The 13,947-nt window shown below is 71.2% G+C and carries 13 protein-coding genes; 6 read left to right on the top strand and 7 right to left on the bottom strand.

The window, feature by feature from the left end; translation table 11 throughout:
• The 5 genes from ACFWWQ_RS20980 to ACFWWQ_RS20960 all read right to left on the bottom strand — a co-directional run.
• The coding region (locus ACFWWQ_RS20980; RefSeq protein ID WP_384598252.1) for a CHAD domain-containing protein at positions 1-609 on the bottom strand (609 nt) is incomplete at its 3' end.
• Positions 593-2,887 (bottom strand): RNA degradosome polyphosphate kinase, encoded by a 2,295-nt coding sequence (locus tag ACFWWQ_RS20975; protein ID WP_384598250.1) that lies wholly within the window; start codon positions 2,885-2,887, stop codon positions 593-595. The genes ACFWWQ_RS20975 and ACFWWQ_RS20980, both read right to left, overlap by 17 nt.
• Positions 2,888-3,257: 370 nt before the next feature.
• Complete coding sequence (locus tag ACFWWQ_RS20970) at positions 3,258-4,310, bottom strand: hypothetical protein (RefSeq protein ID WP_384598248.1); 1,053 nt, start codon at positions 4,308-4,310, stop codon at positions 3,258-3,260.
• Positions 4,311-4,933: 623 nt separating this feature from the next.
• The gene (locus ACFWWQ_RS20965; protein WP_384598246.1) at positions 4,934-5,950 is read right to left on the bottom strand and encodes an ABC transporter permease; all 1,017 of its coding nucleotides are present in this window, start codon (positions 5,948-5,950) and stop codon (positions 4,934-4,936) included.
• A complete protein-coding gene (locus ACFWWQ_RS20960) occupies positions 5,947-7,020 on the bottom strand; it encodes an ATP-binding cassette domain-containing protein (RefSeq protein ID WP_384598244.1) in 1,074 nt (357 codons plus the stop codon). Before ACFWWQ_RS20960 ends, ACFWWQ_RS20965 begins: the two co-directional genes overlap by 4 nt.
• A gap of 151 nt (positions 7,021-7,171) precedes the next feature.
• Here ACFWWQ_RS20960 and ACFWWQ_RS20955 point away from each other — a divergent pair, with 151 nt between their 5' ends.
• Together ACFWWQ_RS20955 and ACFWWQ_RS20950 are read left to right on the top strand one after the other, a co-directional pair.
• On the top strand, positions 7,172-7,789 hold the full coding sequence (locus ACFWWQ_RS20955; protein ID WP_384598242.1) for a GNAT family N-acetyltransferase: 618 nt from the start codon (positions 7,172-7,174) through the stop codon (positions 7,787-7,789).
• 119 nt (positions 7,790-7,908) lie between these two features.
• Positions 7,909-8,244, top strand: coding sequence for a hypothetical protein (locus ACFWWQ_RS20950; RefSeq protein ID WP_384598240.1), 336 nt, complete (start codon positions 7,909-7,911; stop codon positions 8,242-8,244).
• An 84-nt stretch (positions 8,245-8,328) separates the two neighbouring features.
• On the opposite strand, the gene ACFWWQ_RS20945 is transcribed toward ACFWWQ_RS20950, so the two are convergent.
• Positions 8,329-9,033, bottom strand: coding sequence for a hypothetical protein (locus tag ACFWWQ_RS20945; RefSeq protein WP_384598238.1), 705 nt, complete (start codon positions 9,031-9,033; stop codon positions 8,329-8,331).
• Between the two features lie 183 nt (positions 9,034-9,216).
• On the opposite strand from ACFWWQ_RS20945, the gene ACFWWQ_RS20940 reads away from it, so the two are divergent.
• From ACFWWQ_RS20940 to ACFWWQ_RS20925, 4 genes are all read left to right on the top strand, one after another.
• Entirely contained in the window at positions 9,217-10,047 is an 831-nt protein-coding gene (locus ACFWWQ_RS20940; protein WP_384598236.1) for a Scr1 family TA system antitoxin-like transcriptional regulator, read from the top strand.
• The gene (locus ACFWWQ_RS20935) at positions 10,044-10,331 is read left to right on the top strand and encodes a DUF397 domain-containing protein (RefSeq protein ID WP_384598234.1); all 288 of its coding nucleotides are present in this window, start codon (positions 10,044-10,046) and stop codon (positions 10,329-10,331) included. Before ACFWWQ_RS20940 ends, ACFWWQ_RS20935 begins: the two co-directional genes overlap by 4 nt.
• Before the next feature lie 41 nt (positions 10,332-10,372).
• A complete protein-coding gene (locus ACFWWQ_RS20930) occupies positions 10,373-10,795 on the top strand; it encodes a DUF397 domain-containing protein (protein WP_384598232.1) in 423 nt (140 codons plus the stop codon).
• A 142-nt stretch (positions 10,796-10,937) separates the two neighbouring features.
• Complete coding sequence (locus ACFWWQ_RS20925; RefSeq protein WP_384598230.1) at positions 10,938-13,070, top strand: tetratricopeptide repeat protein; 2,133 nt, start codon at positions 10,938-10,940, stop codon at positions 13,068-13,070.
• Positions 13,071-13,267: 197 nt separating this feature from the next.
• Here the strand turns inward: ACFWWQ_RS20925 and ACFWWQ_RS20920 are convergent, their stop codons facing one another.
• The gene (locus ACFWWQ_RS20920; protein WP_384598228.1) at positions 13,268-13,528 is read right to left on the bottom strand and encodes a hypothetical protein; all 261 of its coding nucleotides are present in this window, start codon (positions 13,526-13,528) and stop codon (positions 13,268-13,270) included.
• Positions 13,529-13,947 lie beyond the last annotated feature (419 nt).

Here is a 13,947-nt window from a genome sequence, read left to right as displayed (position 1 = left end):
CGGGGCGGGGGGGGCGGGGGGCGCGGCGGGGGGGGGGGGGGCGGCGGGGGGGGGGCGGGGGCGGGGGGGGGCGGGGGGGCCCCCCCCCCCGCGCCCGGTGGCGCGTCCGGCGGGCTGGGGCCGGTCGGTGCGGCCGGTGAGGCACTGAAGGGCGGCCAGCAGGCGGTCGCGGCGGTCGGCGAGGGCGTGCTCACGAGCGAGGACACTCGACAACCAGCCCAGTTCGGCGCGGAGTTGGTCGGCCCACGCCTCCTCGGTCAGCGGCCGGAAGGTGTGCAGGGTGGCGCTGATCCGGCGGGCGGCGCGGCGCAGCTGCCGGGCGGCCTCCTCGGTGCCGTCGGCGTCCGAACCGCTCTCGCGGTGCTGCCGCAGGCTGCGCAGGAAGTCCGCGGACCGGTCGTGGAGATACCCGGCGAGGGCCTGCCCGGCGGTGACACCGTCGGGCGCCGTCTCCCCCGTCCCCGTCGCCCCCTTGGAGGAGCACCCGTACGGGCCGGGTCCGTCCACCACCGCGGCCCGGGTGCCGCCCCCCGGGCCGGGCTCGGGTCCGTTGCCGATGCCGATGAGACCGCCCGGCCCCCCGGCCGGAAGGTCAGGTCGCTGGGCCACGCCGGCGCCTCCGCGCGTCAATGAGCATTTCCTGTACGTTGCGCAACGGCTTACCGTCCGCGTCGACCGCGTTCCGGATCCATTCGCCGTCGGGGCCGAGGTGCCAGGACGATGTCGTATCCGACGTCCCGGTCTCCAGCAGCCTGTTGAGGGCGGCGCGGTGCGCGGGGTCGGTGACCCGCACCAGCGCCTCGATCCGCCGGTCGAGGTTCCGGTGCATCATATCGGCGCTGCCCAGCCACACTTCGGGCTCGCCGGCGTTGCCGAAGGCGAAGACGCGGGAGTGCTCCAGGAAGCGGCCGAGGACGCTGCGGACCCGGATGTTCTCGCTCAGTCCGGGCACCCCGGGGCGCAGCGCGCAGATGCCGCGTACCCATATGTCGACGGGCACCCCGGCCCGGGAGGCGCGGTAGAGCGCGTCGATGACCGCCTCGTCGACGATGGAGTTGACCTTGATGCGGACATAGGCGGGGCGGCCCGCCCGGTGGTGGGTGATCTCCTTGGCGATCCGCTGGAGCAGCCCTTCGCGCAGCGAGCGGGGGGCGACCAGCAGGCGGCGGTAGGTGGCGCGCCGGGAGTAGCCGCTGAGCCGGTTGAAGAGGTCGGAGAGGTCCGCGCCGACCTGCGGGTCGGCGGTGAGCAGGCCGAGGTCCTCGTAGAGCCGGGCGGTCTTGGGGTGGTAGTTGCCGGTGCCGACGTGGGCGTAGCGGCGGAGCGTCTCGCCTTCCTGGCGGACGACGAGCGACAGCTTGCAGTGCGTCTTGAGGCCGACGAGCCCGTAGACGACGTGGCAGCCGGCCTCCTCCAGCTTCCGCGCCCATGTGATGTTGGCCTGCTCGTCGAAGCGGGCCTTGATCTCGACGAGGACGAGGACCTGCTTGCCGGATTCGGCGGCGTCGATCAGCGCGTCGACTATCGGCGAGTCGCCCGAGGTGCGGTACAGCGTCTGCTTGATCGCCAGGACGTCCGGGTCGGCGGCCGCCTGCTCCAGGAACGCCTGGACGGAGGTGGAGAACGAGTCGTACGGGTGGTGCAGCAGGACGTCCCGGGCGCGCACCGCGGCGAAGATGTCGGGCGCGGACGCGGACTCGACCTCGGCGAGGTCGCGGTGGGTCCCGGCGACGAACGTGGGGTACTTCAGCTCGGGCCGGTCCAGCACGCCGATGCCGAAGAGCCCGGTGAGGTCGAGGGGGCCGGGCAGCGGGTAGACCTCGGCCTCGGAGATCTTCAGTTCCTGAACGAGCAGGTCGAGGACGGACGGGTCGATGGACTCCTCGACCTCCAGCCGCACCGGCGGCCCGAAGCGGCGCCGCATCAGCTCCTTCTCCAGCGCCTGGAGGAGGTTCTCCGCGTCGTCCTCCTCCACCTCCAGGTCCTCGTTGCGGGTGACCCGGAACATGTGGTGGGCGCGGACCTCCATCCCCGGGAACAGCTCCTCCAGGTGGGCGGCGATGACGTCCTCCAGGGGGACGTAGCGCTGCGGGGAGGCTTCCAGGAAACGGGAGAGCAGCGGCGGGACCTTGACCCGCGCGAAGTGGTCGTGGCCGCTGGCCGGATTGCGGACGACGACGGCGAGGTTGAGCGAGAGGCCGGAGATGTATGGGAAGGGGTGCGCGGGGTCGACGGCCAGCGGGGTGAGGACGGGGAAGATCTGCTGGCGGAAGAGGGTGAACAGGCGGGCCTGTTCCTTCTCGGTCAGCTCGGGCCAGCGGATGAGGTGGATGCCCGCGTCGGCGAGGGCGGGGGCGACGTCCTGCTGGTGGCAGGCGGCGTGCCGGGCCATGAGCTCCCGCGAGCGGGTCCAGATGAGGTCGAGGACCTCGCGGGGCTGGAGGCCGGAGGCGGAGCGGGTGGCGACGCCGGTGGCGATGCGGCGCTTGAGTCCGGCGACGCGGACCATGAAGAACTCGTCGAGGTTCGACGCGAAGATCGCCAGGAAGTTGGCGCGCTCCAGCAGCGGGGTGGCCGGGTCCTCGGCCAGCTCCAGCACCCGTTCGTTGAACGCCAGCCAGCTGCGCTCGCGGTCGAGGAACCGTCCGTCGGGCAGCTCGTCGCCGCCCGCCCCGGGGGCGGCGGTCTCCTCGTACGTGTCCGGATCGGAGTCGAGGTCGGGCGCCAGCTCCGGGATGCCCGGGGCAACCGCGTTCGGGCGGTGGGCCGCGAGGGAACCGACCGACGGCTGGGCCGCGGGGCCCCGGTCCGGCGTCGCCACGGCGGTCCGTGGCGGGGCCGGCTCGCCGGTCGCGGTGGGGACCTGAGCGCTCGGCTGCTGGTTCATGTCCCCATTCTTCCGCGCCTCGTGCGTTCCAGGCGCGTCGGACGGGTACACGGCTGAGAGCCGCGGTGGGGGAACGTTCGGCACAGCGGGCTGCATTCACCGATGCTCGCAAGCGCGTCTTAACCACCGGTAACGCAAACGTGGCGACCAGGCAAGCGGGGCCCTACCGGGCGGGGACGGGGCGCGGGATACGGGGGCGCGCGGGGCGCGCCGGGGCGGCGGAATCCGGCCCTCGCGCGGGGTGCGCGGGGCCCCCGTATGCTCTATTTGGGCCGATTGAAGTCGATTGAAGTAGAACACCCTGCTGCGGCGCGGCGGTCTGCGGTGCGGTCGAGCCACCTGGACCCGCTCCAGGATGACCGAGGCACGGTCAGGCGTGAGCGAGGAAGTCGACGGCGCGGTCGTCGAGTGCGGCTGCGCACCGTACGCCGCGGGCCCGGTAGCGGGCGAGGTCGCGGCGCATGCCGGTGAGGGCCTTGGTGGTGCGTGCGGAGCGTACGCCGTCCATGTGGTCCATCGCCCGGCCCCAGGTGGCACACGCCTGCTCGATGCCGCCCTCGGCGGCCTGCATCTCGGCCTGCGCGACCAGGTCCAGGGCGACGATACGTGCGTAGGTCCCGGGCGGCCGGCTCGCCGCCGCCGCACCGTACATCGCCGCGGCCCGACGCCGGTCGCCGAGCGTTTCGAGGACCTTGGCCGTCCTGCTGTGCACGGTGGCGACGGGCGGTCCCCACGACAGTGCCCAGAACGGCACGCCGTCCCCCTTCTCCGAACTTATGGCGGTGCGGGCGCGTTCGATCTCCCGGACGGCCTCCTGCCGCTGCCCCGCCTTGGCAAGGGCATGTGCGTGGGTGACGGCGAACAGCGCCTCGGTCTGGGCATCGACCCGCCCACGGACCCTGTCGACGGCGGAGGCGGCCAGGGACAGGCAGTGCTCCGGGCGGTGCAGTTTCATGCCCTGCTGGGACATGGTGCGCATGACGAACGCGTCGTGCCCGGTGACCCCGGACTCATGGGCGAGGGCGTACGACTGGAGGTAGTACCTCTGTGCAGCGCCCTGCTGACCTGCGTCGTACGCCTTCCAGCCGAGCAGGTGCACGCCACGGGAGGCGGCGGAAAGCATGTGCTGGCGCACCTCATCGGACCGGAAGCGGCCTCGGCACAAGGCAGCGACGTCGTCGCGCAGGTACTGCACGAGTGCGCTGCGGCCGTGTTGCCCCCCGTGGCGTTCGTCCATCTCGGAGAAGACACACACCATGTCACGCACCGCAGCGACTTCGGCCATCCCGACGATCCGGCCGGTGCGAGCCGCGGCCGTGCGCTCCGCGATCTCCCGGACGCGCGACAGCGGCAGCGCGGCGGCGGCCACGGAGTATGCGGAATGGGCGAGGAACCGGCGCCGGTCCAATTCGAACCTCCACATCGGTAGCAGGACATCGATCGGGTCGGAGTCCAGCGGAAGGCCGATGCTGTCATCCTCCGGGGCGGATTCCCCCGCAGACCCAGGTCCCGGAGGGTCAGCAGCCGGCCGAGCTTGCGGGACAGAGCCACCGCGAGGCAACGCCCCGCGTCGCCCGCCGGTGGCACTCCAGCGATCCAGTGAGCGATGGATGACTTGCTGGTGCGCAGCACCGTGCCGGATTCGGCGGCCACCGCGCAAACGGCAGCGGCAAGGGCCGCGTAGGTCAGTCCCGACTCGTCGACGAGGCCCTTGAGCGGGACGTTCGGTGCGCGCTTGGCCATCAACACCTCTTCGTTGAACACGTTGAACAACTTGGCGCGCCCGACACCGTACTGCCGCGTGCCAGCTCACCCCCGCAGGGACGACGGAACACCCCCTGCTCGCTCCGGCCAACTGGGAGCCCCGGAAGAACGGCTGACTCACCGTGTCGGTCCACCGCCACCGGCTCAACTACGGAGCACCGGCTCCGACCGGAAGTCCGTCGCCGAGGCTCCGCCGCAACCCGCCAACGGCGCCCGGCCCGCCCGGGAAAGGGCAGGCCGGGCGCCGTCGCGCCACAGGGAGCAGGTCGCAGGTGAGGCCGCTCAGCCGAACTGCCGCCGTACCACCCGGTAGATCACCGCCGTCACCACCGCGGCCAGCGCGAGGGCGATGCCCGACTCGACCAAGGCCATCGGCCAGTGCTGGGCGGCCGGGTGCTGGACGATGTACGAGCCGCCGTCGACGTGGTGGACCTTCAGGCACTCCTCGACGTCGGGTCCGGCGGGGCAGGTGCCCTGCGGGAGGCGTTCACCGCTGGTGGTGAGGCTGCCCTCCCCCAGGACCCAGGCGTTGTCCGGGAGCGTGCCGCCGTGCGGGAAGTCCGTGGTCACGGGCGGCAGCAGATGCTTCCTGACGCTCATGAACGCCAAGGTCAGGGCGCCGGTGACACCGAGGGTGACGACCATCGACGCAACGGTCCGGCGGATCAGCAGCCCGGCCAGCGTGCCGACCGCGAGCGCCAGCAGGCTCTGGGCGACGGGCACCGGCCCGAGCGCCAGGAACTCGGAGTGGGAGTACCAGTAGGCGCCCAGCGTCTCCTGGCCGCCGGAACGCCACATCCACAGGTAGCCCGCGGCGAGCCCGGCGGCGGTGACGGTCACCAGCGCGGCGGGCAGCGCCAGCTTCGCGGTCAGCCAGCGCAGCGGTCCGACGGACTGGGTCAGCGCGACCTTGTGGGTGCCGTTCTCCAGCTCCTGGGCGAGCAGCGGCGCGCCGACGAACAGACCGGCCAGCGCGGGCAGCATCACCAGCAGCATCTGCGCCAGCCGGAAGGTCTGCCCGTACGCCGCCCGGAAGTCCTCCACCGCGCCCTGGACGCCCTCGCAGCGCGGGTTGGTGGAGATCAGCGCGCAGCCCGCGATGTCGTGCTGGGCGAGGTACCCGGACATCAGGCCGCCCTGCACCACCATCCCGATGCCGCCGGCCACCAGCAGGGCGAGCAGGCCGATCGCCATGCCCCGGTTCTGCCGCCACACCAGCCACAGCAGACCGACCCGCCGGCTCGTCCTGGCGGGGCGGCCCGCCGCCCCGGCTGTCCGGTGCTCCGTCGCCGTGCTCATACCGTCACTCCTTCGTTGCCGTGCAGTTCCCACCTGTGTCCGCGGCGGTTCGCGCCGCCCTGCCGCCGTCCGCGCGGGATGCCGGACAGCAGCGGTCCGCCGGTCGTCCGGAACGCCGTGCCGCCCCGGGGTGCGGCCCCGTTGCGCGGCAGTCCCGGGACGCCCGGCCGTTGCCAGAGCCGGGGGCCCGCCGGTGCGGCGCCGGACGCGGGGAGCGCGGGCGCCCCGGGCGAGCGCAGATAGCCGAGCAGCAGCTCTTCCAGCGACGGTTCGGCGACCTCCCACGGCCCGTCGAGCGGCCCCTGCCGCCGTACCAGCGCGGTGTAGCGCCGCCCCGACCACTGCGCGTCGACGACCGGCTGCGCGGCGAGCCCGGCAGGCATCGCCCCGGGCCGCTCAGCGGTGCCCAGCAGCAGCCCGTGCGCGCAGATCACGTCGTCGACCTCGCCCGCCAGCCGGACCCCGCCGCCACCCAGCAGAAGCAGGTGATCGCAGATCCCGTCCAGCTCGGCGAGGGCGTACGAGGAGATCACCAGGGTGGTGCCGTACACCGCCGCCTGCTCCATCAGCTGGGCGGCGACCTCGTGCCGGGTCAGCGGGTCGAGTCCGGCGAACGGCTCGTCCAGCAGCAACAGTTCGGGTCCCTTCGCGAGCGCCAGCGCCAGCGCGAAGCGGGCGTACCGCTCCGCCGGCAGGTCCCCGACCCGCGCCGTCAGCGGCACCCGGCCCGTCTCCAGCACCCGCGCGGCGCGCGCCGTCTGCCAGGGCCCGTCGTGCCGGGCGCGGGCGTGCCGCAGCGCCTCGGCGACGGTGCGCCAGGTCCGGGTGACCCGCTCGCGGCCGAGGTACGCGACCCGGCCTCGCCCGTCCGCCGTCCTGGGGTCGGCGCCGAAGACGCGGACGGTGCCCTCGGTGGGGCGGAGGCGCCCGGCGGCGAGGGCGAGGAGCGTGCTCGAACCCGCGCCGGGCGGTCCGACCAGCGCGCAGATGCGCCCGGCGGGCAACCGGAACGTGCAGTCCCGCAGCTCACCGTGGCGCCGGTCGCGCCTGCCGAGGCCGGTCGCCTCCATCGCCGTACCCCTCGAAGTACCCCTCGAAGCACCGCCGAGGGGGCCACTCATCGCCCGTCGCACCCGCACACCCCTCATTCCACTAATTAAGTAGTGGAAGAGTGCGGGAAAAGGGCTGCGCATGTCAACCCGAGCTGACTACGCTCCCCCGATGACCACCGCCACGCACCCGCCGCTCCCCTACACGCCGCCCTACCCGCTGCGCACCGAACGCCTCGACCTCCGCCCGGTGACCGGCGACGACTTCGCCGCCATCCACGCCTACCAGCGCCTCCCCGAGGTCTGCCGCCACCTCTACTGGGGCCCGCTCGACGAGGCCGGATCGCGCGAGTCCGTCGCCAAGAAGGCCGCCCTCACGACGCTGCGCGCCGAGGGCGACGTCCTCCAACTCGCCGCCGTCGTCCGCGAGACCGGCACTCTTGTCGGCGACGTCTGCCTCGTCTGGAAGAGCGCCGCCCACCGCCAGGCGAGCATCGGCTACGTCTTCCACCCCGCCCACCACGGCCACGGCTACGCCACCGAGGCCAGCCGCGCCCTCCTCGCCCTCGGCTTCGACCACCTCGGACTCCACCGCATCCAGGCCGAGTTGGACGCCCGCAACACCGCCTCCGCCCGCCTCCTGGAACGCCTCGGCATGCGCCGCGAGGCCCATCTCGTGGAGAACGAGTTCCTGGACGGGGAGTGGTCCGACGAGGTCGTCTACGCGATGTTGGCGCGGGAGTGGGAGGCACTGCGGGCGGCGGATCCGGGGGCGGCGCCGACCGCTTGAGCCGTGGCCACCTCCCTCTCAAGGGCGGAGGGCCGGGACCGAGGCGCAATTCGGGCCGAAACTCTGAAAAAACTCAAGTCCCTTGCTACACACAGAGCACGAATGACACGGTTGTTCACATGGCAGCCATTGCGGGACTGAGCGGAAAGCACGACGTCGTACCAACCATCCGGGACGCGGACGTGATCGTGGCGGCGCTGCGCCAGGCACTGGCCGAGGCATCACCCGAGGAGCGCCCGGGTCTGGAGCGCGCCGCCGCCCTCGCGGAGTCCACCGCCGCGGCCACCGAGGGCCAGATGCGCGCCCGCTGGGTCCACTCCCGGCTGGCAGCCGTCGGCTTCACCGGAGACCTCACCTCGGTCGCGGCGGTCAAGGCGCTGCGCCGGGCGGAGCCGAAACTGAGCCTGCTGGCGGCGGTCCAACTGCAGAAGGCAGCCATGAACCATCCGCAGTGACCCGGTAGGGCGACCGTTGCCCGGCCTTACGCGGCGGCCCTGCCTCACGCGGCGGCCGGGCCGGGCGCGGCGCGAGGCCGGGCGTTACGCGGCGGCCGGGCCGTGGGCTCCCACCCCGGGACCCGTCGCTTCCGCCTTCGCGCCCGGCGCCCCAGCCCCCGCACCGCCGATCTCCGCCGCCAGATCCACCACCGTGCACCGCCGCAACTCCACCACCAGTTGCGATGCCAGGAACCACGCCGCGTGCGGATGCCCGTACGGCAGGAATCCGTCCTCCGACGCGGCGGCGAGCCGCCCCCCGCTCGGCGCGTGGAACCCGCCGTACACCCCGCGCACGCGCGCCTTCCGCACCCGTACGGCGACCGGATCGCCCAGATGCGGGCAGTGCCGCACCGCGACCGCCGCGCACCCCCCGCAGACCGGCGGCTTCATCCCGTACGCCCCCTCCGGCCACCCCGGCGCGCGCCCCGCCGACCGCGGCAGCAGGAACAGCACCCCGCGCCCGGTCCGCCCCGCCGGCCCCCCGCACACCTGGCACAGCCCCTCCAGCAACGCCCGCCGCTGCCGCACCGGATGCACCACCCGAAACCGCGGCCGCCCCTCCCCCGGCGCCTCCCCGATCCGGCTCCACAACACCCCGTGCGCGTCCCGGTCCCCGGCCACCTCGTCCCGGTACGCCAGCCCCGCCCCGTCCGCCCGCACGGTCAGCGAACGTACGGCCACCCGTTCCCCACTCCAGGCGGTGATGTACGGAACGGGCACCTTGCCGTGTCCTTCGGAATGCAGCATGGCCGTCGGCCTCCTTGTCGCGCGGTTCGCGTCGCACTCCCGGGTGAAGTCGGCCCGGGATGTGCTCAGTTGGTCATCTGGGCAACGCGCCGGGCAATAAAGTGGCACCAGTTGAACCAGCGGCATTCAAGTTCGCCGCCTGCGCCGGTGCGGCGTGTGCCCACATGAGGAGAGGCCACAGCGTTGGACGAGACCACCCCACCCGAGCACTTGAATCCACTACAACGCTTCGGCCGCGACGTCAGAGAGGTACGCCTGGCCCGCAAGCTCACCCAGAAGCACCTCGCCAAGTCGACGGGCTACTCCGATGGCTATGTGAGCAAGGTCGAGTCCGGCACGCTGCTGCCCAGACCCAGCATGAAGTTCGCCAAGGGCTGCGATGTGGCCTTCGGCACCGGCAAGTTGTTCACCGGAATGCTGGAACGGATCGAGGAGGGCGACCACCCGAGCTGGTTCGTCCCGTACCTCAACCTGGAGAAGAAGGCGACGCGGATACTGGATTACTCGGCGAACCTCGTGATGGGGCTTCTTCAGACGGAGGCGTACGCGCGGGCCGTGTTCCGCGCCTCGCACCCACGCGAGGACGCCGACCTGATCGAGGGCCGGGTAGCCGCGCGCGTGCGCCGTCGCGAACTCTTCGAGCAGGAGAACCCGCCATTGTTGTGGGTGATCCTTCAGGAAGGGTGCCTGAGAACAGCCGTCGGCGGCAGCGACGTCATGGCCGGGCAGCTCGAATATCTGCTGGAGGTCGCAGCCTCACCCCACGTCGACCTCCAGATCCTGCCCTTCTCGGCCGGGGCGCCAGGGGCGCACGAGAGGCCCTTCACGTTGCTGGCCTTCGACGACTCCCCGACAGTGCTGTATGCAGACGGCCCGCAGGGAGGCAAGCTGTACGACTCCGACCCCACCGTCTCGCTGCACCTCGACAGCTACGATCGCCTGCGGGCACACGCGCTGTCCCCCACAGAGTCGCTGGCCCTCATCAAGTCCCTACTGAAGGAGTACCGGTCATGACCACCCGCATCGATCTTTCGGCCGTCGAGTGGATCAAGTCCTCGTACAGCGACGGCGACGGCGGCCAGTGCGTCGAGTTCTCCCGCACCTTCACCTGGGTCAAGTCCTCGTACAGCGGCGGCGACGGCGGCCAGTGCCTCGAATTCGCGCCCGCCGCGCAGGCGCACGGCATCGTCCCCGTCCGCGACAGCAAGAACCCCGACGGACCCGCGCTCGTCTTCCCCGCCGGGCACTGGACGGCGTTCGTCACAGCCCTCAGGGGTGGGGAGTTCGAGGCCGTCTGACATCCGGCTGCACGCCGACTCCCACCAAAGGAGCCCCGCGCATGAGCACCAGCCTGGACCTGACCACCACCGAGTGGATCAAGTCGTCCTACAGCGGCGGCAACGGCGGCCAGTGCCTCGAATTCTCCCGCACCTTCACCTGGACCAAGTCCTCCTACAGCGACGCCAACGGCGGGGACTGCGTCGAGTTCTCCCGCAGCCTCACCTGGACCAAGTCGACCCACAGCGATGCCAATGGCGGGCAGTGCCTCGAATTCTCCCGCTCCCTCGCCTGGACCAAGTCGTCCCACAGCGGCGGCAACGGCGGGGCGTGCCTCGAATTCTCGCCCGCCCTCACCCAGGCCCACGGCATCGTCCCCGTCCGCGACAGCAAGAACCCCGACGGACCCGCGCTGGTCTTCCCCGCCGGGCACTGGTCGGCGTTCGTCAAGGCCCTGAAGGGCGGGGAGTTCGGGGCCGTGTGAGCGCCGAAAGGCCGCTGACCCCCGGTGCTGCATACCGGGGTCAGCCCCGTCGGGCAAGGCGTCAGCGGGGCCCACGCCCCGCCACGCGCTGGTTGGCTAGTGTGAAATCACCGAGTTGAGGCCGGCGGGAGGGATGGACTCCATGAGCAGCGGCAATAACGCCTGGGCCGAGGGACAGGGCCGCGTATTCCAAGCCTCCGGTGACCAGCACATCACCGAACAGCACTACTACGGCTCCAACTGGACGGGGCCCGATACGGTACGCCGTCCCGCAGTCGGTCGCGCCCCGGTTGTCCTGCGCGACCGCTCCGGAGAGATGGACCGCCTGCGCGCCGCTGTCGAACCCGGCGTAGGCAACTGCGTCTACGTCCTCCACGGCCTTGGCGGCTGCGGCAAGACCGCTGTCGCGTACGCACTGTTCCAGGACGCCACCGGTCAGGCCGGTCGCATCGGCCTGTGGGTCAACGCCTCCGACTCCGCTTCCTTACGGGCCGGGATGCTTGCGGTCGCAGCTGACCGCGGTGCCTCCGACGGTGAATTGATGGGAGCGCGCAGCGGATTACGCCCCGCGGCCGATCTGGTCTGGCACTACCTGGACCACTCCGATCAGCCCTGGCTCCTGGTCCTCGACAACGCCGACGACCCCAGCGTCCTCCGCGACGGCGGCTGGCTCCGCGCCAGCCCCACCGGCACTGTCGTCGTCACCACCCGGCAGGCGGCGACCCACTGGTGGCCCGGTGCCGAGCTCCTTCAATTCGGTGTCCTCCCGCGCGAAGAGGCCGCTCTCGTTCTCCACGATCTGGCGCCCCATGCGGGATCAGTGCAAGACGCAGCAGAGGTCGCCGATCGCCTTGGCCGCCTCCCCCTGGCACTTACTCTGGCCGGTGGATTCCTCGCCCGTCAGGTCATCACTCCTTGGACCCTCGCCGACTACGGCCATCAGCTCGACGGCAGTTCCGGCCTCGACCCCATCGAACTCATCGACCAAGGCGCCATCGCCGTCGGTGGTGACTCACGCCACCTGCTCAGCCGCACCTGGCAACTCTCCCTCGACGCCCTCACCGCCCAAGGGCTCCCCGAAGCCGGCCGCCTCCTGCGCCTCCTCGCATGCTGGGCCAACGACCCACTGCCTTTGTCGATCCTCTCCGGAACGGAACTCGGCCCGGAACTCCCTGGATCCCACGTCGAAACAGCGCTTCGGGGGCTCCTCGACCATTCCCTCAGCGAGCTTGTCTCCCGCGACATTCGGTGCCTTCGCACCCATGGCGTCCTCCTCGACAGCGTCGCCCGCACCACCCCCGCCGACCAACGAGAGCAGCTTGCGGCCACAGCTTCCCAGCTGCTACTCACCGCGCTGCCGGAGGTCCCCGACCGCGGAGCGCAAGAACCGCACGTGAACCTCCTCGCGCCACATGTGATTGCCCTCCTGAAGAGAGCCGTTCACTGGACAGTCAGCCAACCGACAGTGGAAGCTGCAGCAGAGAGCGCCCGCAGGATCGCCACTGCCGTCCACCGATCCGGCGACTACGCCTCAGCGCTAGCCCTGAGCAGCCGGGCTGTGGAGCTCGTAGCCCCGAGGCTCGGCAAAGAAAATGTTTCGGTCATCCGACTGCGCCAACGTGCAGGACGTGCTCTTTTCCGTCTTGGGCGATTCGAGGAGTCCGAGGCCCTGTACCGAGAGGTGCTAGAAATCTGCGAAAGGACGCTGGGGGCAGAGGCGCCAGATACTCTGGAGACACGCTTGAAGCTCTCCGGCCCACTCGTGAACCTTCATCGCGAAGCAGATGCCATCTCACTTATTCGGCAAGCAGTCGAAGGCCGCATTCGACTGTTCGGAGCCAAGCACCCACTTTCCATTCTCGCGCGGACGTCCCTTCTGGGAGAGTCCACGAATCCAGAAGATATTGCGGCAGAGTCGGCGCTGGTCATGGACTGCCATCGCCATTTCGGGGAGAACCATCCCATCACACTTCGAGTAGAACTCGACTACGCGTACGCCCTCCGTCGCGCAGGAAAACCGGCGGACGCTCTCCCTCACATCCGCGCGGCTTTCACAGGACACGTACAACGTTTTGGATCCGATTATCCCATCACGCTGAACGCGCGATCTACGTTAAGTGCAGTCCTGACCGCACTCGGACACCATGCGGAGGCAATCGAGCACGCAAAGGCGCTCGTGGAGGGACGGACCAGAGTACTTGGGCCCGAACACCCCTGGACGCTTTACGCTCGGGAACTCTTGGATCAAAATCGACGCGCACAAAGCGGGATGTGAAACTCCACAGATGTGCGGCAGTGCGGGTGTGAGGTGCTTTCCCGCTGCTGCCCGCCGGACGTGCCACCGAGCCGAATCCCCCCGCCCCCGGCACACCGATCGGAAGCCCGCTTCCCCCGGTGCTGCACACCGGGGGAAGCGGGCTTCCTCCCTCGTCACCGCGCGGCGGGACCCACGACCCACCGCGCGGTGGCCGGTCAGCGGTTGTAGATCGGCATGATCGCCTTGCTGTCGTCGCACCACACCTCGTGGTACCCGTTCGCCTGGGCGTACTGCAGCTCCGTCGCCTCGCACTCCGCCTTCGAGGGGTACCGCTCGGCGCCGACGGGAACCCAGCCGTCGCCGGGCGGCGGGGCGGCGAACGCGCTGGCGGCGGAGAGCGGGATGGATACCGCCGCGGCGCCGATCGCGAGACCGACACCGATACGGGAACGCCAGGACTTCATCTCTTCCTCCATGTGGGGGCGGGCTCCATGTGGGGGCGGGGCCGCATTCGACACCGCCGCGGAAACACACACCACCCGTTGCCAAGCCCCCCTCGATACAGGGACGTTGATGGTGCGTGTTTTTCATGGAGAGAGACGCGGGCCCGGAGGAGGAAGTTCGCCGGGAAGCGCGGATTTCTCGGGTCTGCCCCGCCGTGGGAGCAACCCTGGTGCGTACGGGCAAGTCCCGGGATAGTCCGCGTAATGCGGGGGCAAAGCGGCAAGCCGTCGGGTGAATGAGGGAACGATCGGCCCTCCCGCTGCATCTCCATGCCGAGGGCCCCCCCGCCCGCCCCCCGGGGCGGGGGGCGGGGGGGGGGGGTGGGGGGGGGGGGCGGGGGCCCGGGGGGAAAACAGGTTCGGGGAGGGGGGGTGCTAGGCCCCGGGGTTGT

Source organism: Streptomyces sp. NPDC059080 (assembly GCF_042739975.1).
Lineage (GTDB): Bacteria > Actinomycetota > Actinomycetes > Streptomycetales > Streptomycetaceae > Streptomyces > Streptomyces benahoarensis.
Note: the sequence above shows the minus strand (reverse complement) of the source record. Positions and strands in the feature narration are given on the sequence as shown.